Consider the following 26,419-nt stretch of genomic DNA (forward strand, 5'->3'; position numbering starts at 1 on the left):
CCAGGAGATTATTAAAATGAATAAAAAGACATTAAAAAGACAATTTATTACAAAAACACTTATTATACTATTAGCTCTTTCTTCAGTATCTGGAGTACTTCAACTATTATTTATAAATGAACAAATTAAAACAACTGTTGAAAAAGAAGCTTTCATGGTAGCAAATAGCATTGAACAAGGTATTAAATCAACTAACTTAGCTGAAAAAAGTATAGAAAAACAGATTGACTCAAAAATGGAATCTTATTCAAGACGTGTAGCTGATATGTTAAAAGATAAAAATTTAGATGAGATTACAAATGAAGATCTAATGAATATTAGGGACATAATAGGATTATCTGGATTGACTTTGATTGCGAGAACGGAGAATGGTGATAATATCGTAGGTGTAAAATCTACTGAACCTTCTGAAATAGGATTTAGTATAAAAGAATATAGTGAGAGTGGCTATGCAAACTTTGATAGGTTATTAAAAGACGAATCACCTGTATCTGATGGATTTTATTCCTATATGACTGACGATATGATTAGTTTACCCATTTCACAATCTGCTGCAAATGATGGTGAACAATTATTTTTCAAATATGCATACTATCATGAGACAGGCACGGACTACCTGATAAATCCGTTTATTGAAGCAAATGAGGTATACCAATTCACTCAGGAAGTTGGTCCAGAATCTTGGATTAAGTCAACCAAAGAGAACAATGAGTATGTAGAGGAGATTGCTGTGTTGGATCCCAGAGTGTATAAGGATCCAAGTCTAGCAGAAAAAGTTTATCCCCCGTTGAAAGAAGTAGTTTACGGAACTTTTAACTATGTGAATGAAACGGATAAAAAAACATTAGCAGGTATGGTTGAGAGTACTAATGTAATTAAAGAGAACGGTGAACATGATGGTAAGAAATTACATAAGATGTTTTTACCAACAGAAAATGGTAATGTGATTTATATTGCATTGGATTATGAAGAAATGAGTGGACCTTTATATAAACACTCTTTAATATTAATCGTTACGGGTTTAATTTCACTAGTTTCATTATTCTTATTGATTGCTAAATTCTTTAATCGGATCTATGAAAACATAGAGAAAATTATTAACCAGATTAAGCTTCTTGAAGAAGGCGATTTAACAGCGAAAAGTAAAGTGAATGACGGAAGCGAACTGGACAAATTATCAAAAACAACAAATCGAATGGTGGAAAAATTGAATCAGCTTGTCATGGATACGCAGGAACAGGCGAAAAAAACACAGCGGCTTTCTATGATTTTGGAAACTGATGCCGCACAGTCCGTTGATAAAATGTACGCATTATCAACAGAAGCAACAATGAAATCCAGGGAACAATTGTATGAAATTACTGAGTTTTTAAATAGTGTATTAAATGTGTTGGAATCATCCGAGGAAAATTCAACCATTATAAAGGATATCGAGAAGATGAGAAAGGTAGCGAATGACCGTACGGCTTCAGTAACGAATACGACCATTACATTATCAGATTTAATGCAGTCTCTTCACGAACAGTCTAGTGAGCTTACTAGTATTTCTAACAAATTGCTCGAACATATTAGCAAATTCAAACTTTAAGGGGGAGTTTTAATGTTATTAACAGTTGAAAAAGAAGTCCAAAATGTGATAACTATCCTTAAAGTTAAGGGACTTATTGATATTACTACGACCAATATAATTGACCCGTATTTAGAAGAAATTGATGGAATGGAAACCGTCATATTGGATTTCTCGGGACTTGAGTTTATTGATTCGACAGGGATTGGTTCCATTATGAATGCCATTTATTTATCAAATGAAAAAAACTTCACTCTGAAACTTCAAGGTATTGATGAGATGACACATACCGTGTTTGAAATGGTAGGATTATACGAAATTTTAGAGGCATTTCACGGGGAGGTTATTTGATGTATAAGGACGGGATGACGGGTATACATCATAATAATACAGGTGAATCAGCAGACATGGATAAAACATTGAAACGGGAAATCAATATGGCAAGGAACATTCAGTCCCAGCTTTTAAACGGGAAACCCCCTGTTTTTGAAGGGGGGGAAGTTTTAGGTTCTTCTGTCCCTGCACGACTCATTGGCGGGGATTATTTTGATTTTTACCCTCTTTTAAATGGGAAAATTAGAATTGTGATCGGGGATGTAATGGGGAAAGGAATTCCTGCCGCGATGCTGATGATTTTAACACGAGGCGCTTTTCGAAGCGCGGCGGAAACGACAAGCAGCCCAGCTGATACGTTAACATCCATGAACCAGGCGCTATATAGTGATTTAAGAACGCTCAAGTCCTTTGTCACATTATTGTGTGCAGACTGGGACCCGTCAACCTTTACACTTACTTATGCAAATGCAGGACACAATTTGCCTCTCTATATAAAAGGGAAAGAGAGCATAGTGGAAGAAATGCCTAAAGTAAAAGGAATTATGGTCGGAGGACTGCCGGATCAAGTATATACAAATTACACGATCCAGCTGCACGAAAAAGATGCCATTTTCTTTTACACGGACGGAATTGTTGAAGCGCAAAATAACGAGAAAGAACAGTATAAATTGGACAGGCTCATCCAAACCCTCATAGAAAATAAGCAAAAATGTGTTGGTGAAATAGAACAAAGTGTAATGGAATCGATTGAGAAGTTTACAGAAGGAGCTCCTCAAAGGGATGATATTACAATGGTTTTGTTAAAAATTAGTGATCAGCAAGCGGAAATTACGAGCCTGAATTCTCCATTGATAAAATAGGGGGAAGAGAGAATGCAGAGTATTATTTCAAAAGGGAAAAATCTTCAGGAAGCCATTGATGTCGGACTTAAATTACTGGAAGCTTCAAAAAATGAAGTCAATATTGAAGTGATTCAACAAGAATCAAAAAGCTTTTTCAAAATGAAATCAAAAGAAGCGATTGTCAAAATTACAAAACTTGAGCAAACAACGATCTCAGAACAAAACCATGAAGAAAGTACAGATCCTTTCAAATTAATTGATGAATTACTAACAAATTCACAAAATGTGATGGATGATCCAGTTTCAAATAGTGTAATGGAAGAAGAGTCAGCGCCTCGTCGAATCACTAAAAAGGCTGATGATCTTTTAGGAAAAGCATGGGTGGAAAACGGAAGATTAGTTTGCCGATGTTCCCCTACTCATTACCCGCTCGTATCGATTCCGGATGGTGTGAACGTTTATAAAAACAACCAGTTAATCACAGAAAAAAGTTTCGTGATGACAGAAACGGACCTTTTTGAAGTGAAAATGGAAATGGAAGAGAAAGAAACAGTCTGGAGAGTGGTGATGGATGCACATAAACTCAATGTCGATCTCCACATTGAGCCGGGTTATAAAACGACGAGATTCCTTCTTGATATAGCCCCAGCTCAGCATATTGAATTATTGGTAGACGAAAAGAAAGAAGTAAGTAACACTCTTTCCTATCAAGATATTATGGGTAGACTGGAAGAACTGAGAATAAAACATGGCTTTCATCAAAATGAAATTATCCGGGCAATTGAAGCGGTTGAACCAGGGGTATATACAATTGCGACCGGTATAGAAGCTGCACCTGGGAAAGACGGGTGGATAGAGTTTCAAATTAATATGGATGCACAAATAGGACCTAGAGAAATAGAAAATGGACGGGTGGATTACCGGGAAACGAAAACAATTCCGAATGTAAACAGTGGGAGTGTTATTGCGATTGTGCATCCTCCTGTTCCAGGTCAGCCGGGCAGAACTGTTACAAACGAGCCTCTTCCGGCAAAACAAACCATACCGATATCGGTTAAAAGCGGAAAAGGGATCGCGATTATTGATGATAAGATTATTGCGCTTGAATCCGGCCGTCCTCACGTTGAGCAGAGAAGGAATATCGTTAAAGTTTCGATTATGTCAAAGCTGACTCATCCTGGCAATGTTGATCTCTCTTCTGGCAACATTCATTTTATGGGTGATGTGGAAGTGTTAGGTGAAGTGTGCGAGCGCATGAAAATAGATGCTGAGGGAAATATCCTCGTTCACCAAACTGTAAACATGGCGAATTTGACTGCTTCCGGGGCAGTGATTACGTATGGCAGTATTATCGGATCGGAAGTATCAGCAGGGAAAAATAATATGCTCGTGACGGAGCTTGGTCAATTACTGGGACCTATTAATCAGGATTTAGTTAGAGTGATACAATTAATTAAGCAGTTGACATTGTCACCAGGCTTTAAAGCGAGTGATTTTTCCAGAGGCGGTTTACAGCCCTTAATTAACATCTTATTAGAAAAGAAATTTAAGCAATTTCCTTCTTTAGTCAGAGAATACGTAGATAAAGTAAAAAAAGGTGAACAATATTTATCGGATAAGATATGGTCAGAGACAGCAAACTCGCTATCAAAACTTTTTTTATCTCTATCAAGCGAAGCGATCTCTGTAGATAGTATTACAGAATTATCGGAAAAAATGCAAGAACTTCATGAACTAAGTAAAATGCCGGTTGAACCAAATTCGTATATAACCGTCCCGAACGTATTAAGCAGTCGTCTGTATTGCAGCGGAGATGTAAATGTATTTGATCAAGGCAGTGTGAATACGAAAATATATTCTGGCGGCAAATTAACCATCAACGGTTCTTTACGAGGAGGAGAGGTGTTCGGTCGATTTGGCGCGGAGATTAATGAAGCAGGGGCAGAAAGCCGAACACCCACAATTGTAGCTGTTCCGGAAGATCAAAAAATTTCTATAAATAAGGTAATGGAAGGGACCGCGATTAAAATTGGCAATGCACAATACAAATTCAACGAAACGAGAAGTCGGGTCCACGCTTATTTGAATAAACATGGACAAATCGCATTTGAATAATAAGGGGAATTCTTATGATTGACTATTTAATGAAGGAAACAGAAGACGGAAAGATTGTTGTACGGCTGAACGGCGATCTGGATATTGACTCAACTGAAATCGTGGAAGAAGAATTGCTTCCTGCTATGGAAAAATACAAAAAAGCCAACATTGATTTTGAAAATGTCCCATTCGTTGACTCGTCTGGAATGGGTCTTTTGTTAAATATCGTGCAATCGTTAAAAGAAAAAGGAATAAACGTAACCATTTCGAATGTACGGGAGGATGTTCAGGTCGTGTTTGACCTTCTCCAAATTCCTGAAATCTTGGGAGACGAGACATTTATTTAACATGAACACGATGCCTAAACACCGTGAAATTTCCGATGTTTTATTGGTTTTTGTCTTGTACAGTAGGCAAATAGATAGCCTGCGCGGAAAAACGGTGGTATACTTTCGATATGATTTAGAAACTTAGGAGGTAATATACATGGCAATTGTAAAAGCAACTGATGAAAACTTCTCAGCAGAAACTGGCAGTGGACTTGTTCTCGCTGACTTTTGGGCACCATGGTGCGGACCTTGTAAAATGATCGCTCCTGTTCTAGAAGAATTGGATGCTGAAATGAGCGACAAAGTGAAAATCGTTAAACTTGATGTTGACGAGAACCAGCAAACTGCCGGTCAATACGGCGTAATGAGTATTCCAACATTGATTCTTTTCAAAGACGGACAGCCAGTTGATAAAGTAATCGGCTTCCAACCAAAAGAAGCATTGGCGGAACTTGTTAACCGCAATGCCTAATAACAGTAGAGCGTCCCGAATTGCCGGGATGCTTTTTTTGTACAAAAAGAGGTGACATCAATGAATGAATTAATCCAGCATAAATTATCTCTTTTGCCGGACGAGCCTGGCTGTTATTTAATGAAAGACCGTCATGGCACCATTATTTATGTCGGAAAAGCAAAAATATTAAAAAATAGGGTGCGCTCATACTTTACCGGCTCACATGATGCGAAAACGACACGTCTTGTCAGTGAAATAACCGATTTTGAATACATTATTACGTCATCTGATTTAGAAGCGCTTATTTTAGAATTGAATTTAATTAAAAAGCACGATCCTAAATACAATATTATGCTGAAGGATGATAAAAGCTACCCGTTTATTAAGCTGACAGCAGAACGTCACCCACGCTTAATTATTACGCGTAAAGTGAAAAAAGATAAAGGGAAGTATTTCGGGCCTTATCCGAACGCGCATGCCGCAAACGAAACAAAAAAACTGCTTGACCGGCTGTATCCGCTCCGTAAGTGCTCATCATTGCCGGACCGCGTCTGTCTTTATTATCATATGGGCCAGTGTCTGGCGCCCTGTGTAAAAGACGTGTCAAACGAGACGTATAAGAAGATGGCAGCCGAAATTACGCGCTTTTTAAATGGCGGCCATCAAGAAGTCAAAAAAGCGCTCACCGATAAAATGACAGAAGCGGCAGAAAAGCTCGAATTTGAACGAGCGAAAGAATACCGTGATCAAATTTCACACATTGATACACTCATGGAAAAACAGAAAATTAATATGGCTGATTTTACAGACCGGGATGTGTTCGGCTATACGGTTGATAAGGGCTGGATGTGTGTACAAGTGTTTTTTGTGCGGCAGGGACGGCTGATCGAACGTGATGTGTCGACGTTTCCGGTCTACAGTGAACCGGAAGAAGAGTTTCTAACGTTTCTCGGGCGTTTTTATGAAGCACCGGAACATTTTAAACCGAAGGAGATTTTATTGCCCGATGCGGTCGATGAACAGTTGGCTGGGCAGCTGATTGGTGTGCCGATGACCAAGCCGCAGAGAGGAAAGAAAAAAGAACTTGTGAAACTGGCGGAAAATAATGCGAGCGCAGCTCTTCGGGAAAAATTTGCGTTAATTGAACGTGATGAAGAAAGAACCATTAAAGCGGCGGAACAGCTGGGTGAAGCTATGAATATACATGTGCCGCTCCGGATCGAGGCGTTCGATAATTCGAATATTCAAGGAACCTCACCTGTATCCGCAATGATTGTATTTATAGATGGGAAACCTGAAAAAAAAGAATACCGGAAATATAAAATTAAAACGGTCACTGGACCGGATGATTATGGGTCGATGAGAGAGGTCATCCGCCGGCGTTATTCCCGTGTGTTAAAAGAACAATTGCCGCTTCCTGATTTAATCATTATTGACGGCGGAAAAGGCCAAATAGAAGCTGCACGTGATATTTTACAAAACGAATTAGGGCTTGAAATACCGATTGCGGGACTGGCAAAAGATGACCGCCACAGGACATCACAGCTTCTGTACGGAAATCCGCTGCAAGTTGTCCCACTCAAACATAACAGCCAGGCATTTTATTTGCTTCAGCGTATTCAGGATGAAGTGCATCGATTTGCTATTACATTTCATCGGCAAATTCGGGGCAAGGGAGCGTTTCAATCCATTCTTGATCATATTGAAGGGGTAGGACCACAGCGGAAAAAACAACTCTTAAAATCGTTCGGCTCTCTAAAAAAATTGAAAGAAGCGACAAAAGAAGAGATTATGGGTGCAGGAATCCCGGAAAAAACAGCCGTAGCGATATTGAATGCAATCATAAAAGAGTAACAGGTGAATAAAACAGGCTGTCCGAAGTTGGACAGCCTGTTTTTATTCCCACTTTACGGTAATCTCTACTTGTTTGCTTCGTTTTTGCAAACTGCAAATCGCTTCTGCTGCTGCATCATGGCGGGCTGCAATTTGCTCGGCGATAAATCCGCTTTCGAGTGTGAAGGATGGGTCGGTCTGCACCTCGAATCGTCGCTCAGTCATGCCGCCGGATAAGCGATAAATCATCTCTTTTTTCTTTTCTTTCAACAACTCAATCTGTCCCCAGCCGGCTTCAGAGAAAAAAGCGGACAGTTCCTCCGTGCCGGTACATGGGAAACGGCGTGCCAGCATTTTTCCACCCCAGTATAAAATGTCGGCGGAATCACTCCCTAAAATGTCACCGAGAAGGACGTCGCGAATCAGTTCGTAACCGAAAACAGAGATGGACGGATCGGGCTGTGCAGTCTGTTCCTGTTCTTCGTTTTCTTTCGTCAAAATTAACTCCCCACTTTCTTGCTATTATTATATACAAATACTAGTCGTGAAAAAAGTATATTCCGCTTCTAAAGCCGGACAAAAATGTGCCCACCTCTCCTTGACGCTAATAGTTTATGAGAGTAAAATGTACTTGTCACATCGTAATATAAACATGTGAAGCAGTGTGCGAATAATGAAAATATTTGTCGGATGCTTCAAGATTAAGGGGGGAAAATGATGGCTGACAATCGAGAGTTTTTTTACCGCAGGCTGCACTCATTGCTCGGTGTCATTCCAGTTGGGCTGTTCATGACACAGCACTTAGTCGTCAATCATTTTGCGACGAAAGGGGAAGAAGAATTTAATCAAGCAGCAGGATTTATGGCAAGTTTGCCATTTGTGTATGTGCTTGAGGCGTTAATTATCTTCTTGCCGCTCTTGTTCCACGCTATTTATGGTCTGTATATTGCTTTTACAGCGAAAAATAACGTAGGACGTTATAGCTATTTCCGTAACTGGATGTTCATGCTTCAACGCTGGTCAGGCGTAATTACGCTTGTGTTTGTAGCTTGGCATGTATGGGAAACAAGAGTTCAGGCAGCATTGGGCGCTGAAGTGAATTTTCAGATGATGGAGAATATTTTAGACAATCCATTTATGCTCGCATTTTACATAGTTGGCGTACTCGCAGCTATTTTCCATTTTGCGAATGGATTATGGTCGTTCTGCGTTAGCTGGGGTATAGCTGTATCACCGCGTTCGCAGCAAATTGTTACATACGCAACGCTTTTCGTTTTTGTCGCGTTATCAATCATCGGTTTGCGCGCGATCTTTGCATTCGTTTAATACCGGTAATGAACCGGTTTCTGTAAAAAAGATATAAGTACGGAACTGGAAAAGGGAGTGGACCTCACAATGAGTAAAGGTAAAGTTATCGTAGTCGGCGGCGGTCTTGCCGGACTAATGGCTACGATTAAAACAGCGGAATCAGGTACACCTGTTGAACTATTTTCGCTTGTTCCGGTAAAGCGTTCTCACTCCGTTTGTGCACAGGGCGGCATTAACGGTGCCGTCAACACAAAAGGGGAAGGCGATTCTCCATGGGAACACTTTGACGATACAGTATATGGTGGAGATTTCCTTGCAAATCAACCGCCTGTAAAAGCCATGACGGAAGCTGCACCAGGCATTATCCATTTGCTAGACCGGATGGGTGTTATGTTTAACCGTACACCGGAAGGACTTCTTGACTTCCGCCGTTTCGGCGGTACGCAGCATCACCGAACTGCTTTTGCCGGCGCAACAACAGGTCAGCAGCTTTTGTATGCGCTTGACGAGCAGGTTCGCCGTTTCGAAGTAGAAGGACTTGTTACGAAATATGAAGGATGGGAATTCCTCGGTGCTATCATTGATGATGAAGGGATTTGCCGTGGTATTGTAGGACAAAACCTATCGAACATGAGCATTCAATCTTTCCCTGCTGATGCAGTTATTATGGCGACGGGTGGACCTGGTATCATTTTCGGTAAATCAACAAACTCCGTTATCAATACAGGTTCTGCCGCTTCCATTGTGTACCAGCAAGGCGTAAACTATGCAAACGGTGAATTCATCCAAATTCACCCGACAGCGATTCCAGGTGATGATAAACTTCGTCTCATGAGTGAATCTGCGCGTGGTGAAGGTGGACGCGTTTGGACGTATAAAGATGGAAAACCATGGTATTTCCTTGAAGAAAAATATCCTGCGTATGGAAACCTTGTACCTCGTGATATTGCCACACGTGAAATCTTTGACGTTTGTGTAAACCAAAAACTTGGTATCAACGGTGAAAACATGGTTTACCTTGATCTTTCGCATAAAGATCCGCATGAACTGGATATTAAACTTGGCGGTATCATCGAAATCTATGAAAAGTTCATGGGTGATGATCCACGTAAAGTTCCAATGAAAATTTTCCCTGCGGTTCATTATTCAATGGGTGGACTATGGGTAGATTATGAACAGCAAACGAACATTCCGGGTCTATTTGCAGCCGGTGAATGTGATTATTCGCAGCATGGAGCAAACCGTCTCGGTGCAAACTCCCTTCTTTCAGCTATTTATGGCGGAATGGTGGCAGGACCGAACGCAGTCCGCTATATTAACGGTTTAGAGAAAAGTGCAGATGCCGTTTCTTCTTCTGTTTTTGACAACTACGTGAAACAGGAAGAAGCGAAATGGAACGACATTATGACACTTAATAAAGGATCGGAAAATGCGTATGTCCTGCACAAAGAGCTTGGCGAATGGATGACTGCGAACGTAACAGTTGTCCGCTATAATGATAAATTAAAACAAACAGACGATAAAATCGTTGAACTTTTAGAGCGTTACAAAAATATCGATATAAACGATACAGCAAAATGGAGCAACCAGGGCGCAATGTTTACGCGTCAGTTGAAAAATATGCTTCACCTTGCCCGTGTTATAACGATCGGTGCATTGAACCGCAACGAAAGCCGTGGTGCACACTACAAGCCGGACTTCCCGGATCGTAACGATGAAGAATTCATGAAAACAACAATGGCAACATTTACAGGTGAAAATACTGCACCTGCTTTCCATTATGAAGATATTGACGTATCGTTGATTCCGCCTCGTAAACGTGATTATTCGAAGAAGAAGGAGGAGAAATAATGAGCGAGCAAAAAACAGTCCGCTTTATTATTACACGTCAGGACACGGCTGATTCTGCTCCGTACAATGAGGAATTCGAAATAGCATACCGCCCAAATATGAATGTTATTTCCGCCTTGATGGAAATCCGTCGTAATCCGGTTAATGCAAAAGGCGAAAAAACAACGCCGATTACGTGGGATATGAACTGCCTTGAAGAAGTATGCGGTGCCTGCTCAATGAACATCAACGGAAAGCCGCGTCAGTCATGTACGGCTCTTGTTGATCAGCTTGAACAGCCGATCCGTCTTGCTCCGATGAGTACATTCCCGGTTACACGTGACTTGCAAGTAGACCGCAGCCGTATGTTTGACTCATTGAAACGTGTAAAAGCATGGGTGCCAATTGACGGTACGTATGACCTCGGTCCTGGACCACGTATGCCAGAGCGGAAACGCCAGTGGGCATATGAATTATCGAAATGTATGACGTGTGGTGTATGTCTTGAGGCATGCCCGAATGTAAACAGTAAATCAAACTTTATCGGTCCTCAGCCGCTTTCACAAGTTCGCTTGTTCAATGCGCATCCAACGGGAGCAATGAACCGTGACGAACGATTAGAAACAATCATGGGCGACGGAGGCCTTGCAAACTGTGGTAACTCGCAAAACTGTGTGCAATCTTGTCCGAAGGGAATTCCTTTGACAACATCAATTGCGGCACTAAACCGTGAAGCAACAATGCAGTCATTCCGCAGTTTCTTCGGAAGCGATCACGCAGTCGATTAATGATGGAAACCTTCAGCATGAGCTGAAGGTTTTTTTGAAAATCAAAAATGAATAATCATTCATTATGGGGGATGGAACAATGCGAAAACCTAATTACATTGAAGACATCGAAAAATGGTCCGCTGAATTTTCATATTATTGGCCGGTAACCATTCGTTTTTCAGAAATTGATATGCTCGGCCATTTAAACAATACGGTGACATTTAAATATTTTGAAGAAGCGAGAATTCAATTTTTACGTGAATGTGGTTTGAAAAAAGAATGGGGGAAGGATGAGTATGTTTTCGTTGTAGCTGACTTGCAGTGTGATTATGTACAGCAAGTTTTTTACGAAGAATCTCTTCGAATTTATGTAAAAACAGTGAATTTTGGTACCTCGTCATGCGATCTTCATTACAAGGCTGTCAATGAAAAAGAAGAAATCGTATTCACAGGACGAGGTACAATTGTTCAAATTGAAAGATCAACAGGTCGAGCAGTTCCGATAAGCGGAGAAGTGAAGCAGGCGATGTGTGGAAATAGCCGCGACCAATCAGAAATACCTCGCATATGATATGGTAGCGGCGGCTATCCAATACTGGCTGCTCTTTGAAAGGGTGACATTGTGTGTGGCGGCATCCATTTTAACAAAACGGGAAAAAGAGGTGTTTAACTGGCTTATTGTTGGAAAATCGACACATGAAATCGCTGTTCTTCTCGGCATAAGCGAAAAGACAGTGCGCAATCACATTTCAAACGGTATACAAAAGCTTGGTGTGAAAGGGCGCGCACAAGCGATTGTCGAACTATTGCGTCTTGGAGAACTCTCTTTATGAACAGTGCTGATTCATCAGCGCTGTTTTTTACTGCTTTTGGCTCTCTTGCATTTTAGTCTGAAAACAGGGAAAATATACGAGAATCATGAAACTGTTTTTTATGAAAGGGTGCAATGCATATGTCTCTCACACGAAGCAATCTGGGAGAAGCAGTCGCTGATATAGAACGGAATTTACGTCATATTGACGGCATTATTAAACAAAAAGGACGAGAAATATTAAACGATTATCATATAACCCCGCCTCAATTTATTGCCTTGCATTCGTTATTTGAAAAGGGAGATACGACCATTGGTGAGCTTTCTGCGCGTATGTTTCTTGCCTGCAGCACAACGACGGATTTAATTGACCGGATGGAAAAAGCGAGTTTGCTTGAACGAGTCCGTGACACGAAAGACCGGCGTATTGTCCGCATCCATTTGCTGCCGGAAGGGGAACGAATAATCGAAGAGGTGATTAATAAACGACGTCAGTACGTTGAGGGTGTGCTAAGCAATTTTACCGATCAAGAGGTGGACGGTATAAATCGCCTCCTTGAAAAAATGTATGTTGAAATGAAAGTGGAATGAGGCGGATTTTTTTGAACAGACCAATTGGCGTAATTGATTCGGGTGTCGGAGGGCTGACAGTGGCGAAAGAAATGATGCGCCAGCTCCCGAAAGAAACCATTTATTATGTAGGAGATACAGCCCGCTGCCCGTACGGCCCACGTCTTCCTGGTGAAGTCAGGAAATTCACGTGGGAAATGACTAGATTTCTAGAACGGTACGATATGAAAATGCTCGTCATCGCCTGCAACACTGCAACGGCGGTTGTACTGGATGAAATTAGACGGGAAATGCCAATTCCGGTTGTCGGCGTTATACAGCCTGGTGCGCGGGCGGCTATTAAGGAGACGAAAAATCGCCATATTGCGGTACTAGGAACGGTTGGAACCATTAAAAGTGGTGCATATGAGCGAGCGATAAAAGCAACGGATTCCAGTGCGGAAATTTATCCGTTAGCCTGTCCGGATTTTGTGCCGCTTGTTGAGAGTGGTGCATATAAAAGTGAGAAGGCCAAAGAAATTGTTGCTGCAACACTGCAGCCGTTGAAAAACACACCAGCTGATACGGTCATTTTAGGCTGTACACATTATCCGCTCCTTGAACCAATTATTGCGGACTACATGGGACCGGATGTTTCGGTTATCAGTTCCGGTGATGAAACAGCTCATGGCGTCAGTGCGATTCTTGAGTTTAATGAGATCATGGCGGAAGATGAGAATCCGGAACACCGCTTTTTTACAACGGGAAATACGAAAGGATTTTACACGATCGCCTCGGATTGGCTCGGGGATCCATCCATTCAAATTAAAACCATTCAGCTGGCGTAATGCCGGCTTTTTTGTTCTGCAATAAAATGCGTTTCATATACATGTACCATTGCATATTCAGGAGGGCGATCTGTTTGCGTGTATACGAAAAAACATTGCTTGCTGCCGCGGTTTTGGTCATGTCAGGCTGCAGTTATTCATTTGGAAACGACAGCGAAACAGATGCGCTGCCGAAGAGAGTTGTCTATACAGAAGCGGAAGTGGACAGACCGGCGTCAGCCATTGAGACGATCATGGCGGAACTGTATGTGATTGACCAAGCTAACCTTGTCGTACCTCAGTCAATGCCGATAGAAAAAACAGAAAATGAAGAAAAAGCAGCACTACAATATTTAATTGAAGGTGAATTTGCGAAAGGATTTCGTGCGCCGCTTCCAGAAGGAACCGTTGTCGATGATGTAGCCATTGAGGGGAACACCGCTGTCGTTAAACTATCCGGTTCGTTCAAAAATTATGCACCTGAAGACGAAGCAAATATCGCTGCGGCCATAACGTGGACGGTCACCGGTTTTGGAAAAGCAGACCGAGTTCATATTGAGACAGATGGGAAAAGACTTCAAACAATGCCTGTAGGAGGAATGCCTATTCCAGAGGCAGGAATGAAGAGGGAAGATGGGATTAATATGGATGCCGATTATGTTAATTCAGGTGTGACGAAACCGTTGACGGTATACTTCACGGCGCAAAATGAAAATGGTCCCTATTATGTACCGGTGACACGGCGTATTTCGGCTGATACATCAGATCTCATATCTGCCGCTGTACTTGAACTGTCAAAAGGGCCGGAAGCCGGCAAGGGACTTACATCCGAGTTTATGGCTGGAACGAAACTTGTTAAAGAACCATCTGTAAAAAACGGACGGGCTGTTTTGCATTTTAACGAAGCGATTTTAGAGAATAATGGAGAACCGCTCATTTCCAGCCGTGTATTAAAGCCTCTAGCTTTTACTCTAACGGAATCAGCGGGCATTGAAAGTTTCGCTATTCAAGTGGAGGGAAAGCCGAACATACAGCTTGAAACAGGAGAGCAAGTGCCGTCTTCGATCACCGCTCCTTTATTTGTGAATGAAGAAATGGCTGTCTCAGCAGAATGAACGATTGACAGACGTACACAAATTCCGGACAATGGACAGCGGATACAGTTAAAAACGGAGGGAATCAACTATGCGCATAGATGGACGAACGGAACATGAATTACGTCCGGTCAAGATTGAAACGGATTTTTTAACACATCCGGAAGGGTCGGTTTTAATTTCAATCGGCAACACGAAAGTCATTTGTACAGCGAGCATTGAAGACCGTGTTCCTCCGTTTATGAGAGGAAGCGGAAAGGGCTGGGTGACGGCGGAATATGCGATGATTCCGCGAGCGACTGGCCAGCGCAATATGCGTGAATCGACAAAAGGCAAAGTGACTGGACGAACGATGGAAATTCAACGACTAATTGGCCGGGCACTGCGGGCAGTCGTGGATCTTGACGTAATTGGTGAACGTACAATATGGGTGGACTGCGACGTCATACAGGCCGATGGCGGGACAAGAACCGCAGCCATTACTGGGGCATTTGTCGCAATGACAATGGCTCTTCATAACCTTTCCATTGAAAAAGAGTTTCCTGCTTACCCGATTACAGATTTTTTAGCGGCGACAAGTGTCGGAATCGTCAAAGAGCATGGTGTCGTGATAGACTTAAATTATGAAGAAGACAGCGCAGCAGAAGTCGATATGAATGTCGTAATGACCGGCTCGGGTCAATTTGTCGAAGTGCAGGGCACTGGGGAAGAAGCGACATTTTCTATGGAGGAACTGCAGCAGCTGCTTGGAGCCGCACAATCCGGAATGAAAAAACTATTTGAGATACAGTCAGAAGTTCTCGGCACGGCGGCGGAGTTGATTAATGAAAGGAAGACAGAACTGTGAACGAAGTCATTATTGCGACAAAAAATGAAGGAAAAGCAAGAGAGTTTGTGCAAATGTTTGAACCGTACGGTATTGTCGTTAAAACATTAATTGACTATCCGGAGCTGCCGGATGTTGAAGAAACGGGAGAAACGTTTGCGGAAAACGCGCTGTTGAAAGCAGAATCAGCAGCCCGTTTAACCGGACGACCGGCTATTGCTGATGATTCGGGAATCGTTATTGATGCTTTAGATGGGAGACCTGGCGTCTATTCAGCCCGTTATGCAGGGCTTGAAAAAGATGACAAAGCGAACAATAGGAAAGTGTTGGAAGAATTAGACGGTGTAGAGGAGGAAAAAAGAAGTGCCCGGTTTACCTGTGTGTTGGCTGTATCATTTCCGGACAATCGTGAACCAATTATTGTAGAGGGTGCCTGTGAAGGACGAATTGCATATGAAGATCAAGGGGTAAACGGGTTTGGATACGATCCGCTATTTATTCCGGATGGATTTGATGGAACGATGGCACAGATGAAAGCCGCTGAAAAAAATGCAATCAGCCATCGGGCGATTGCGCTGCAAAAATTGCGGGCGGCGCTGCCAGAATTGGCGGGTGAACCAAAATGAGAATGCTTGTTGTCAGCGATAACCATGGATGGGATAGTATTTTAACTGATTTAAAACGGCGCTACGAAGAAAATGTGGATGTGATGATTCATTGCGGCGACTCGGAACTGCTCGCTGACAACCCGGCTGTTGAGGGCTATACGATTGTAAGGGGAAACTGTGATTCGGAGGATCAATACCCGAATGATGTATTGGAAAGCGTGGAAGACTGCCGGGTTTTTGTCACGCACGGCCACCGGTATAATGTCAAAATGACGCTCATGAATCTTTCATACAAAGCGAAAGAAAACAGTGCTGACTTCGTTTTCTTTGGCCACTCACACACTGCGGGTGTCGAGAAACAGGACGGCATTATTTATTTGAATCCGGGCAGCATCTCCCTTCCGAGAGGGCGCAGCGAAAAAACTTATGCCATCGTCGAAGTGGACAAACTTCAGATCACCGTCCGCTTTTTTGATGAAAAACATGTTGAAGTAGAAGACATGAAAGCAACATTTAGCCGCTGACCATTGCCAGACCGCCCCGTACATTCGATGCGGGGCATGATGGCAACGACACATGGAGCAGAATCGATTCAGAAATTTTTTCCGTCTTTCCTTCTAAAATGAAAAAATCATGTTGACATCTTATATTCTCATTGTTATTATAAATATTGTCTTTAAATGATGTCCCAGTAGCTCAGCTGGATAGAGCAACGGCCTTCTAAGCCGTCGGTCGGGAGTTCGAATCTCTCCTGGGACGCCATACATAAAAACTCAAAAAGGCGGTCTGACACGTAATGGTGCGGATCGTCTTTTTTCATTTTTACTTACATTCGTTCCAGAGAGATAGTTAAATAAGTACTTTGCTCGTTTAATGGAGAAGTATTTTGTGAAAAAGCAGAAGAGAATATTTGTAATAAAGTAGAGGTTCAAAAACTATTAGCTGATAGTTTAACAAATTAATGATTGAACAGGAGTTACTCGAAATTAAAAAAGAAGGGGCACAGGATAAAAGGGATAAGTTCAATAAAAATAGTGGAACTCGAGAGGCAGTTAACCCATATTTGAAGTTATTTAAGAAAAGGCGGTCTGCCACGTTTTGGCGTACCGCCTTTTTTCTGTTCTTTCCATAAATGCCGTGCTACACTTCAATTAATAAAACATGAACGGGTGGAAAAGGATGAAAAAGAAGAAACGGATCAAAAAAGGAAACGTCATTCAATTTCCGGGCACATCAACTCACCTTGAAAAAGAAGGGCAGATCGCACTGGAAGAAAAAAGGTTCGATGATGCAATCCGGCTGTATAAAGAAGCGCTTCGGTTTGAAACGGATCGCACGGAAGAGTTGAAAATGGCCCTTCTCATTGCTTTTCATGAAAGCGGCAGTGTAGATGAAGGGATTGAGCTTTCGCGTGAAATGCTTCACGCGGGTGAAGGCCATTATTTTGATGTTCTCGATCTGCATGTACTGATGCTTATTCAGAAAAAACGGTTTAAAGAAGTGGCAGACACGTTATCGGCGCTCCTCGAAGAAGGTCTGCCTCCGGACCGGTATGAACACTTTGCTCATTTAAAAGCACTTGCAGACAGGATGACCGTCAAACAATATGAGTCTGCCTCTGCTTTTCTCAATAAAAATGAGACCGTGCAAGAAAAAATGATGAAACTTGCGGAATTATCAACACTTGATGCGTCGCCGTATGAGAGGGAGCTCATTAATCTGTTAGCCGACCCGTCTGAACACCCATTTATCCAGTCTATGGCGCTCGGTCTGCTTACAGAAATCGGAAGTACACAAAAAGTGACGGTGCGGAAATTTCATTTTGAAAAAGAGATAATCCCGGTGTTAACGAGTGAAGCTTTTAGCCGGCCATTTTTCAAAGAAGCTGCTGCTCATCTGGAAGAAACAATTGGTCAGGAAAATCCGGTTTTATTTGAGCAAGTGATGGATCTTATTAAGCAGCAGTTATTTTTGTTGCAGCCATTTGATCCAGACGTAGAGGCGGCTGTCTGGTCAAAAGCGGCCATTCTTCACATTGAATCGCTCTATCGATCTGTGGACTCATCTTCAACCATTGATCAAGAGGCAGCAAAGGCGCTGTTGTTTATGCAGGAACTCGATGAAATTTCAGCCTTTTAGTTGAAAGAAAGCGGCTGTATGGTATAATGTAAAAGTCGTATTGTGTCCTTTTTGTATCAGAAAGAATGTACATAGGGCGAACGTTCATATTTATTAATAGATTGTTGGAGGGAATTTTTTATGTCTGCAAAGTGGGAAAAATTAGAAGGCAACCAAGGAGTCCTCACGGTTGAAGTTGATGCTGAAACTGTCAAAAAGGGACTCGACACTGCGTTCCAAAAAGTCGTAAAAACAATTAATGTTCCAGGCTTCCGTAAAGGAAAAATGCCTCGTCCATTATTCGAACAGCGTTTCGGCGTTGAAGCTCTTTACCAAGATGCCATTGATGCGATTCTTCCAGAAGCATACAGCAACGCAATTGATGAAGCGGGAATTGAACCGGTTGACCGTCCGGAAATCGATGTAGAACAATTCGAAAAAGGCAAGCCATTCATCTTCAAAGCGACTGTAACAGTTAAGCCTGAAGTGAAGCTTGGAGAGTACAAAGGTCTTGAAGTAGCAAAAGAAAGCACTGAAGTAACAGACGAAGATGTGGATCAAGAACTGAAAGATTTGCAAAAACGCCACGCTGAGCTTGTTGTCAAAGAAGACGGTGCTGTTGAAAACGACGACACAGTTGTGATCGATTTTGAAGGCTTCGTTAATGGCGAAGCATTTGAAGGCGGACAGGCTGAAAACTATTCAATCGTCATCGGTTCTGGTACTTTCATCCCTGGCTTTGAAGACCAGCTTGTTGGCATGAAAGCGGGAGAAGAGAAAGACGTAGAAGTGACATTCCCAGAAGAATACCACGCAGAAGAGCTTGCAGGTAAGCCAGCCGTATTTAAAGTGAAACTTCATGAAGTGAAAGCACAGGAACTTCCAGAGTTAAACGATGATTTTGCAAAAGAAACAGATGAAGAAGTAGAAACACTTGCTGATTTGAAAGCAAAAATCAAAGAGCGTCTTGCTGAGCAAAAACAAAGCGCTTCTGAGCAAAAATTGCGTGATGACCTTGTCGATAAAGCTGTAGCAAATGCAGAAACAGACGTTCCTGAGGTGATGATTGACAGTGAAATCGACCGCATGCTGCAGGAATTTACACAAAACCTTTCTATGCAAGGCATGAATCTTGATCTTTACTACCAGTTCTCAGGTCAAACGGAAGCAGACCTTCGTGGACAAATGAAAGAAAATGCGGAAACACGCGTGCGTACTAGCTTGACGCTTGAAGCAATTGCTGTAGCTGAAAACCTTGAACCGACAGATGAAGACGTTGATGCTGAAGTAAGCAAAATGGCTGAACAATTTGGCCTTTCTAAAGAAGATATCCAAAAAGCACTTGGCAGCCTTGACGGTATGAAAGCGGACTTGAAAATTCGCAAAGCAGTCGAATTCCTTGTGGAAAACAGCAAAATTAGTGCATAATAAAAGAACAAACTGACAGGGCGCGACTTGATCGTGCCTTGTTTTCTACCTTGAAATATGCCTATAACGCTTTTTCGTTTTTGTTTTCCTTCAAATATGCTACAATGCGATACATAACTTAATTAAGGGTAGTCAATAAAAAATCCGGTCAAATGAATTTTTCCGGCTGCACCAACATAGCATAAGGGGTGAACCAGATGTTTAAATTCAATGAAGAAAAAGGACAGTTAAAATGTTCGTTTTGCGGCAAATCGCAGGACCAGGTGCGTAAACTCGTAGCAGGGCCGGGCGTTTATATTTGCGACGAATGTATTGAACTGTGCACAGAAATCGTAGAAGAAGAACTTGGCACAGAAGAAGAAGTCGAGTTTAAAGATGTACCGAAACCGGCACAAATTCGCGAAATTCTAGGTGAATATGTCATCGGGCAGGAACGGGCGAAGAAATCACTCGCTGTTGCCGTTTACAATCACTACAAACGCATCAATTCTAACAGCAAAGTGGATGACGTGGAATTATCCAAATCAAACATTTGTTTAATAGGACCGACAGGAAGCGGAAAAACACTTCTTGCTCAGACGCTTGCACGTATTTTGAACGTTCCGTTCGCGATTGCAGATGCCACTTCATTAACAGAAGCAGGCTACGTCGGTGAGGACGTTGAAAATATTTTGCTGAAGCTGATCCAAGCAGCTGATTATGATGTTGAAAAAGCCGAAAAAGGCATTATATACATCGATGAAATTGATAAAGTAGCCCGTAAATCGGAAAATCCATCCATTACCCGTGACGTATCGGGTGAAGGGGTACAGCAGGCGCTTCTGAAAATTTTGGAAGGAACGGTTGCAAGTGTGCCGCCACAGGGTGGACGCAAACATCCTCATCAAGAATTTATCCAAATTGACACAACAAATATCCTCTTCATTTGCGGCGGAGCGTTTGATGGTGTCGAGCAAATAATTAAACGCCGCCTAGGTCAAAAAGTAATCGGTTTTGGCTCTGAAACGAAAAAAGAAGAAGTGGAAGATAAGTCTCTTCTTTCACAGCTTGTTCCAGAAGATTTGCTTCGTTTCGGTTTAATTCCAGAATTCATCGGCCGCCTTCCAGTCATTGCAAGCCTTGAACAGCTAGACGAAGAAGCGCTCGTTGAAATTTTGACAAAACCAAAAAATGCGCTTGTGAAGCAATACCAAAAAATGCTTGAGCTTGATGATGTCGATCTTGATTTCGACGATAAAGCATTAAGCGAAATTGCGAAAAAAGCGATCGAACGTAAAACGGGTGCGCGCGGACTGCGTTCAATCATTGAAAGTATTATGCTTGAAGTAATGTATGAACTTCCGTCACGCGATGATATTAAAACATGTGTCATTACGGAAGAAACTGTAACGGACCAGGCACCGCCAAGGCTGCTTGACGAAAATGGCGAAGAAGTCGGTTCCGTTGATAAAACATCTGCATAATGATGTGATTTGAAAAGGGGACAGTGCCTAAATGGCGCTGTCCCTTCTTTTCAATCGACATCATCTGTCATTTTACGTTAAGATAGTAAAAAAGAAAGAGAAGCGCCCCGGTAGTACATGCTGGGATGGTTTTTGCAGGGAGGGATTAGTGATGAAGGCAGAAACGATTTATACAGTACCACTTTTGCCATTGAGAGGTATGCACGTATACCCGACGATGGTGCTGCACCTCGATGTTGGACGGGACCGTTCCATTGAAGCGCTTGAAAAGGCGATGTTAAATGACCAGCTTGTTTTTTTATCGGCACAAAAAGACCCAGAGCTTGACGACCCGTCAGGTGACGATGTATATGAAGTCGGTACACTAACGAAAGTAAAGCAAATGCTGAAGCTTCCAAATGGTACAATTCGTGTACTCGTTGAGGGGCTTGACCGGGCAAAATTGATTTCCGTTATTGACCAGGAGTCATTTTATGAAGCGGTTGTTGAAGTGCATGAGGAAGAAACGCAAAAAGATGCGGAAACAGAAGCGCTTATGAGAATGCTGTTAAAGCAATTTGAACAGTACATGAAATTATCAAAAAAAGGATCTTCAGAAACACTCAGCTCCGTAGCGGATATTGAAGAGCCGGGACGTCTGGCAGATATAGCGGCTTCACACATTTCGTTAAAAGTTAAAGAAAAGCAAGAAATATTAGCTACTTTTCCAGTGAAAGAACGACTGGAGCGTCTCGTTGCCCTTTTGCATAATGAAAGGGAAGTATTGAATTTAGAGAAAAAAATTGGCCAGCGCGTAAAAACGTCGATGGAAAAAACGCAAAAAGAATACTACTTGCGTGAACAAATGAAAGCGATCCAGCAAGAACTTGGCGACAAAGAAGGAAAATCAGGTGAAGTGGAAGAACTTACAGAGCGAATTTTAGCCGCTTCCATGCCGGAACATGTTGAAAAGACGGCGCTGAAAGAACTTGATCGCTATGAAAAAATTCCACAAAGTGCTGCGGAAAGTGCGGTCATCCGTAACTATCTGGAATGGCTTGTGACATTGCCATGGTCAAAAGCGACAGAAGACGATCTCAATGTAAACAAAGCCGAAGATGTATTGAACCGTGATCATTACGGGCTTGAAAAAGTGAAAGAGCGTGTGCTTGAATTTTTAGCTGTCCGTCAATTGACGCAGTCGCTGCGTGGTCCGATCTTGTGTCTTGCTGGACCGCCAGGCGTAGGGAAAACAAGTCTTGCCCGTTCAATTGCAGAATCGATTGGGCGCAATTTTATCCGCATTTCTCTTGGCGGTGTTCGAGATGAATCGGAAATTCGCGGTCACCGACGCACGTATGTCGGTGCGATGCCAGGCCGGATTATTCAAGGGATGAAGAAAGCTGGAACAATTAACCCGGTCTTTTTGCTTGATGAGATTGACAAAATGTCAAACGACTTCCGCGGAGATCCTTCGTCTGCGCTTCTCGAAGTGCTTGATCCAGAACAAAACCATAATTTCAGCGATCATTATATTGAGGAAACGTACGATTTATCGAATGTTATGTTCATTGCAACAGCAAACGATTTAAGTGCGATTCCGGGACCTTTACGTGACCGGATGGAGATTATTTCGATTGCCGGCTATACGGAAGTGGAGAAAATTCACATTGCGAAAGATCACTTATTTCAGAAGCAAGTAAAAGAAAACGGATTATCAGGGAACCAACTCCGCTTAAAAGAAGATGCGATTCGTGATATCGTCCGCTATTACACACGTGAAGCAGGTGTCAGAAGTCTTGAGCGCCAGATGGCAGCCATTTGCCGGAAAGCAGCGAAGAAAATCGTTTCAGGCGAGAAAAAACGTGTGACTGTCACGGAAAAAAATTTACAGGAGTTTCTCGGCAAGCGGATTTTTCGTTATGGCCAGGCAGATACAGAAGATCAAGTCGGTGTAGTTAATGGCCTCGCATACACTGCGGTTGGAGGCGATACACTGCATATTGAAGTATCACTTTCACCGGGAAAAGGGAAACTTCTTTTAACGGGTAAACTCGGCGACGTGATGAAAGAATCTGCACAGACGGCGTTCAGTTATGTCCGTTCAAAAGCGAAAGAACTTGGCATTGAAACGAATTTCCATGAGCATCATGACATACACATTCATGTTCCAGAAGGTGCAGTGCCAAAAGATGGTCCTTCAGCAGGTATTACAATGGCTGTTGCGCTCATTTCAGCTTTGACAGGACGTCCTGTACGGAGGGATGTCGGTATGACCGGTGAAATAACTTTGCGTGGACGGGTGCTGCCAATTGGTGGTGTGAAAGAAAAGTCTCTCGGTGCGCATCGTGCTGGTCTCACAACCATTATTTTGCCGAAAGATAATGAAAAAGATATCGATGATGTACCGGAAAGCATCCGCAAAGGGCTGACATTTTTGCCTGTGTCGACGATGGATGAAGTGATGGATATCGCGATCGGAGGAAGCAGTTCATGAAAGTAAATAATGTAGAACTGGTCATAAGTGCCGCTAAACCGCACCAGTACCCGGATCTCGGACTTCCGGAATTTGCACTGGCCGGCCGTTCAAATGTAGGGAAGTCATCGTTTATAAACCGGATGATCGGCAGAAAAAGTATGGCGCGTATCTCCTCAAAGCCCGGTAAAACACAGACACTGAATTTTTATAAAATTGAAGACACGCTGTTTTTTGTTGACGTGCCCGGTTATGGATACGCGAAAGTAGCAAAAACAGAACGCGAGGCTTGGGGACGAATGATTGAAACATATATGACGGACCGCCCCCAGCTCTCGGCTTGTATCCATATTGTCGATTTACGCCATGCGCCGTCTGCTGATGACGTAGCGATGTATGAATTTTTAAAACACTATGAAATTCCGGCCATCGTCATTGCAACGAAAGCAGATAAAATTCCAAAAGGAAAATGGCAGAAACATTTAAAAGTCGTTAAAGAAACACTTGACTTCGATCCTTTAGATGACATCATCGTTTTTTCATCGGAAACAGGACTTGGAAAAGACGAAGTATGGAAAGCTGTCAAAAAGCGGATGTACGAAGATAAGGTGTACAAAGCTGAAATTGATATGGATGAAGAATAAAAAACGCTGCTCCTATAGAAAACGGAGCAGCGTTTTTTTATATGGGAACACGTAGAAAATACATATCAGGTTTTGCCCTGTCATTTCTTTGACGGCCGACCATTCCCTTTTTTCACAAACAGCAAATATCCGCCCGCTGCGATTAAAATGAGCGGCCAAAACTGCCAGATCGATTCAAATGCGCCAAACCAGCCTTTTACAGTGTTATAAAACAGCGTTACTGCCGCAATCACTAAAAATAAGATTCCATGAAAGAGTCCACTGCCCGTTTTTTGATGCTGTACTAAAAAGCCAAGTGCGATGATCAGTATGAACACACCTGTATCATTCGCCCACCAGCCGAGGTAATCGATGACGTAAAAATGTATTCCAAAGCCGGTCAGCACCACACCGGACAGGATGCCATTCCCGTCATTTTTATATCCCTGCGCAATAAAGGCAATTCCGGTAATAAGCAAAAGTGCCGGCCATCCAAGGTAAGGTTTTACCCATAAAATAGCTGATTGCTGAAAGAAAAAATACAAGCCGAACCCAATTAAAATGATGCCCGGAAAAACACGCTGTTCATTCATTTCTAAACGTCCCCGCTTTCAAATTCGTTCTATTGCAAAAATGATTTCTTTTTGATAATATTTATAAAGTAGAGGCCCACAGGATGTGGGTCACAAAGATGTGGCGATTGTTGTCGCGCTCGTAGTCTTTGGTCCGTTTCCACAGGATGTGGGTCACAAAGACGTGGCGATTGTTGTCACGTTCGTGGTCTTTGATCGTATAGAAAGTACTGCTATTTATGTTAGCATATGTTCACAAATTGTGGATAATAAAAATTTCTCATTATGGTATAATGGGAATCACAATGATTCGTTTTCGGGGGTGCAGTAACATGCATATCATTACGGTTGGATTAAACTATAAAACAGCCCCGGTAGAAATTCGCGAGCGCCTTTCCTTTCAAGAGGACACGCTTGCTTCAGCTATGACTGAGCTTCAAAAACAAAAAAGTGTGCTCGAAAATGTCATTATCTCGACATGTAACCGTACAGAAATTTATGCGGTCGTCGATCAGCTGCATACCGGCCGTTATTATATTAAAGAATTTTTATCAAAATGGTTCAACATTGCACAGGAAGAATTCACGCCTTTTTTGTTCATATATGAACAGGAAGCCGCAGTTGAACATCTTTTCCGTGTGGCATCTGGTTTAAACTCTATGGTTCTTGGGGAAACGCAAATACTCGGGCAGGTTCGTGAGAGCTTTTTGCAATCACAGGATATGGGTTCAACAGGAACTGTGTTCAACCATTTATTTAAGCAGGCGATTACGCTTGCCAAACGTGGACATGCAGAAACAGAAATCGGAGCAAATGCTGTCTCCGTCAGCTATGCAGCGGTAGAACTCGCAAAGAAAATTTTTGGTAATTTGAAAGGACGTCATGTCCTTGTCCTCGGTGCCGGGAAAATGGGCGAACTAGCGATTAAAAACCTGCATGGAAGCGGAGCGACGAAAGTGACAGTCATGAACCGCACATTTGAAAAAGCGGAGGCGCTTGCAGGACGTTTTAATGGACAGGCAAAGACGATGGACGAATTGCAATGTGCGCTCATGGAAGCGGATATTTTAATCAGCTCAACGGGTTCAAAAGAATATGTCATTACGAAAGACTTAATGACAAACGTGCAAAAATTGCGCAAGGGACGTCCGCTTTTCATGGTGGATATTGCTGTTCCCCGTGATATCGCACCGGAAATTGCGGATATAGAAAGCGTTTTTCTTTATGATATTGATGATCTGGAAGGCATTGTGCAGGCGAACATGGCTGAACGGGAAAAAGCTGCCGCTAACATCGGTCTCATGATTGAAGAAGAGATTGTTTCTTTTAATGAATGGCTAAACTTGCTTGGAGTGGTGCCGGTTATTTCTGCCCTTCGCCAAAAAGCATTGGCGATTCAGTCGGAAACAATGGAGAGCCTGGATCGAAAGCTATCCCATTTAAGCGAACGCGACCGGAAAGTGTTAAGCAAGCATACGAAAAGCATCGTGAATCAAATGTTGAAAGATCCTATTTTGCAGGCGAAGGAACTGGCAGGCGATAAACGTGCAGCAGAAAAGCTTGAATTGTTCATGCAAATCTTCAATATTGAAGAAGATGTGAAAGGATTGAAGCAGGCACAGGCAGAAGAAGAGCGCGTTCAGTCAGTTCAGGCAAAGCCTTTACTCCAGTTTTAAGTG

The 26,419-nt window shown here is 42.5% G+C and carries 27 protein-coding genes and 1 tRNA gene; 26 read left to right on the forward strand and 2 right to left on the reverse strand.

The window, feature by feature from the left end; genetic code table 11:
- Positions 1-16 precede the first annotated feature (16 nt).
- The 7 genes from BTO28_RS06055 to uvrC all read left to right on the forward strand — a co-directional run bounded on the left by BTO28_RS06055 (position 17) and on the right by uvrC (position 7,479).
- Positions 17-1,588, forward strand: a complete 1,572-nt coding sequence (locus tag BTO28_RS06055) for a methyl-accepting chemotaxis protein (protein ID WP_076764641.1) — start codon at positions 17-19, stop codon at positions 1,586-1,588.
- Positions 1,589-1,600: 12 nt separating this feature from the next.
- Positions 1,601-1,918 carry an STAS domain-containing protein gene (locus BTO28_RS06060; RefSeq protein ID WP_076764642.1) on the forward strand — a complete coding sequence of 106 codons (318 nt, stop codon included), beginning with the start codon at positions 1,601-1,603 and terminating at the stop codon, positions 1,916-1,918.
- The gene (locus BTO28_RS06065) at positions 1,918-2,763 is read left to right on the forward strand and encodes a PP2C family protein-serine/threonine phosphatase (RefSeq protein ID WP_076764643.1); all 846 of its coding nucleotides are present in this window, start codon (positions 1,918-1,920) and stop codon (positions 2,761-2,763) included. The genes BTO28_RS06060 and BTO28_RS06065 overlap by 1 nt, the downstream gene beginning before the upstream one ends.
- Positions 2,764-2,775: 12 nt before the next feature.
- The gene (locus tag BTO28_RS06070) at positions 2,776-4,860 is read left to right on the forward strand and encodes a flagellar assembly protein A (RefSeq protein WP_076764644.1); all 2,085 of its coding nucleotides are present in this window, start codon (positions 2,776-2,778) and stop codon (positions 4,858-4,860) included.
- A gap of 14 nt (positions 4,861-4,874) precedes the next feature.
- The gene (locus BTO28_RS06075; RefSeq protein ID WP_076764645.1) at positions 4,875-5,189 is read left to right on the forward strand and encodes an STAS domain-containing protein; all 315 of its coding nucleotides are present in this window, start codon (positions 4,875-4,877) and stop codon (positions 5,187-5,189) included.
- Positions 5,190-5,328: 139 nt separating this feature from the next.
- A complete protein-coding gene (gene trxA / locus BTO28_RS06080; RefSeq protein WP_076764646.1) occupies positions 5,329-5,643 on the forward strand; it encodes a thioredoxin in 315 nt (104 codons plus the stop codon).
- A gap of 60 nt (positions 5,644-5,703) precedes the next feature.
- Positions 5,704-7,479 (forward strand): excinuclease ABC subunit UvrC, encoded by a 1,776-nt coding sequence (uvrC, locus tag BTO28_RS06085; RefSeq protein ID WP_076764647.1) that lies wholly within the window; start codon positions 5,704-5,706, stop codon positions 7,477-7,479.
- A gap of 42 nt (positions 7,480-7,521) precedes the next feature.
- Here the strand turns inward: uvrC and BTO28_RS06090 are convergent, their stop codons facing one another.
- Positions 7,522-7,956, reverse strand: a complete 435-nt coding sequence (locus BTO28_RS06090; protein WP_076764648.1) for a YslB family protein — start codon at positions 7,954-7,956, stop codon at positions 7,522-7,524.
- Between the two features lie 219 nt (positions 7,957-8,175).
- Between BTO28_RS06090 and BTO28_RS06095 the strand changes: the two genes are divergently transcribed.
- From BTO28_RS06095 to yihA, 17 genes are all read left to right on the forward strand, one after another.
- On the forward strand, positions 8,176-8,784 hold the full coding sequence (locus BTO28_RS06095; protein ID WP_076764649.1) for a succinate dehydrogenase cytochrome b558 subunit: 609 nt from the start codon (positions 8,176-8,178) through the stop codon (positions 8,782-8,784).
- A gap of 69 nt (positions 8,785-8,853) precedes the next feature.
- The gene (gene sdhA, locus BTO28_RS06100) at positions 8,854-10,617 is read left to right on the forward strand and encodes a succinate dehydrogenase flavoprotein subunit (protein WP_076764650.1); all 1,764 of its coding nucleotides are present in this window, start codon (positions 8,854-8,856) and stop codon (positions 10,615-10,617) included.
- On the forward strand, positions 10,617-11,384 hold the full coding sequence (gene sdhB / locus BTO28_RS06105) for a succinate dehydrogenase iron-sulfur subunit (RefSeq protein WP_076764651.1): 768 nt from the start codon (positions 10,617-10,619) through the stop codon (positions 11,382-11,384). Before sdhA ends, sdhB begins: the two co-directional genes overlap by 1 nt.
- 79 nt (positions 11,385-11,463) lie before the next feature.
- Positions 11,464-11,937: an acyl-CoA thioesterase gene (locus BTO28_RS06110; protein WP_076764652.1), complete on the forward strand. Its 474-nt coding sequence runs from the start codon at positions 11,464-11,466 to the stop codon at positions 11,935-11,937.
- Between the two features lie 55 nt (positions 11,938-11,992).
- The gene (locus tag BTO28_RS06115; RefSeq protein ID WP_095532655.1) at positions 11,993-12,199 is read left to right on the forward strand and encodes a helix-turn-helix domain-containing protein; all 207 of its coding nucleotides are present in this window, start codon (positions 11,993-11,995) and stop codon (positions 12,197-12,199) included.
- 119 nt (positions 12,200-12,318) lie between these two features.
- Positions 12,319-12,768, forward strand: a complete 450-nt coding sequence (locus BTO28_RS06120; protein WP_076764653.1) for a MarR family winged helix-turn-helix transcriptional regulator — start codon at positions 12,319-12,321, stop codon at positions 12,766-12,768.
- Between the two features lie 11 nt (positions 12,769-12,779).
- Complete coding sequence (racE, locus tag BTO28_RS06125) at positions 12,780-13,574, forward strand: glutamate racemase (RefSeq protein WP_076764654.1); 795 nt, start codon at positions 12,780-12,782, stop codon at positions 13,572-13,574.
- A 74-nt stretch (positions 13,575-13,648) separates the two neighbouring features.
- The gene (locus tag BTO28_RS06130) at positions 13,649-14,668 is read left to right on the forward strand and encodes a GerMN domain-containing protein (protein ID WP_158068786.1); all 1,020 of its coding nucleotides are present in this window, start codon (positions 13,649-13,651) and stop codon (positions 14,666-14,668) included.
- 70 nt (positions 14,669-14,738) lie between these two features.
- Positions 14,739-15,494: a ribonuclease PH gene (gene rph / locus BTO28_RS06135; protein ID WP_076764655.1), complete on the forward strand. Its 756-nt coding sequence runs from the start codon at positions 14,739-14,741 to the stop codon at positions 15,492-15,494.
- Entirely contained in the window at positions 15,491-16,099 is a 609-nt protein-coding gene (locus BTO28_RS06140) for an XTP/dITP diphosphatase (protein ID WP_076764656.1), read from the forward strand. The genes rph and BTO28_RS06140 overlap by 4 nt, the downstream gene beginning before the upstream one ends.
- A complete protein-coding gene (locus BTO28_RS06145) occupies positions 16,096-16,605 on the forward strand; it encodes a metallophosphoesterase (RefSeq protein WP_076764657.1) in 510 nt (169 codons plus the stop codon). Before BTO28_RS06140 ends, BTO28_RS06145 begins: the two co-directional genes overlap by 4 nt.
- Positions 16,606-16,766: 161 nt before the next feature.
- Positions 16,767-16,843: transfer RNA gene (locus BTO28_RS06150), tRNA-Arg, on the forward strand.
- Between the two features lie 417 nt (positions 16,844-17,260).
- Positions 17,261-18,220 (forward strand): tetratricopeptide repeat protein, encoded by a 960-nt coding sequence (locus tag BTO28_RS06155; protein WP_076764658.1) that lies wholly within the window; start codon positions 17,261-17,263, stop codon positions 18,218-18,220.
- Between the two features lie 120 nt (positions 18,221-18,340).
- Positions 18,341-19,627, forward strand: a complete 1,287-nt coding sequence (tig, locus tag BTO28_RS06160) for a trigger factor (protein ID WP_076764659.1) — start codon at positions 18,341-18,343, stop codon at positions 19,625-19,627.
- A 197-nt stretch (positions 19,628-19,824) separates the two neighbouring features.
- Positions 19,825-21,090, forward strand: coding sequence for an ATP-dependent protease ATP-binding subunit ClpX (clpX, locus tag BTO28_RS06165; RefSeq protein WP_076764660.1), 1,266 nt, complete (start codon positions 19,825-19,827; stop codon positions 21,088-21,090).
- A gap of 151 nt (positions 21,091-21,241) precedes the next feature.
- Complete coding sequence (gene lon, locus BTO28_RS06170) at positions 21,242-23,566, forward strand: endopeptidase La (protein WP_076764661.1); 2,325 nt, start codon at positions 21,242-21,244, stop codon at positions 23,564-23,566.
- Positions 23,563-24,189 carry a ribosome biogenesis GTP-binding protein YihA/YsxC gene (gene yihA, locus BTO28_RS06175; protein ID WP_076764662.1) on the forward strand — a complete coding sequence of 209 codons (627 nt, stop codon included), beginning with the start codon at positions 23,563-23,565 and terminating at the stop codon, positions 24,187-24,189. Before lon ends, yihA begins: the two co-directional genes overlap by 4 nt.
- Before the next feature lie 80 nt (positions 24,190-24,269).
- Here the strand turns inward: yihA and BTO28_RS06180 are convergent, their stop codons facing one another.
- Positions 24,270-24,761 (reverse strand): hypothetical protein, encoded by a 492-nt coding sequence (locus BTO28_RS06180; RefSeq protein ID WP_076764663.1) that lies wholly within the window; start codon positions 24,759-24,761, stop codon positions 24,270-24,272.
- An 85-nt stretch (positions 24,762-24,846) separates the two neighbouring features.
- Between BTO28_RS06180 and BTO28_RS06185 the strand changes: the two genes are divergently transcribed.
- Together BTO28_RS06185 and hemA are read left to right on the forward strand one after the other, a co-directional pair.
- Complete coding sequence (locus BTO28_RS06185; RefSeq protein ID WP_076764664.1) at positions 24,847-25,071, forward strand: hypothetical protein; 225 nt, start codon at positions 24,847-24,849, stop codon at positions 25,069-25,071.
- Position 25,072: 1 nt separating this feature from the next.
- Positions 25,073-26,416 carry a glutamyl-tRNA reductase gene (hemA, locus tag BTO28_RS06190; RefSeq protein ID WP_076764665.1) on the forward strand — a complete coding sequence of 448 codons (1,344 nt, stop codon included), beginning with the start codon at positions 25,073-25,075 and terminating at the stop codon, positions 26,414-26,416.
- The last annotated feature ends 3 nt before the right edge of the window (positions 26,417-26,419 follow it).

The organism is Domibacillus epiphyticus, assembly GCF_001975785.1.
In the GTDB taxonomy this organism is placed as follows: domain Bacteria; phylum Bacillota; class Bacilli; order Bacillales; family Domibacillaceae; genus Domibacillus; species Domibacillus epiphyticus.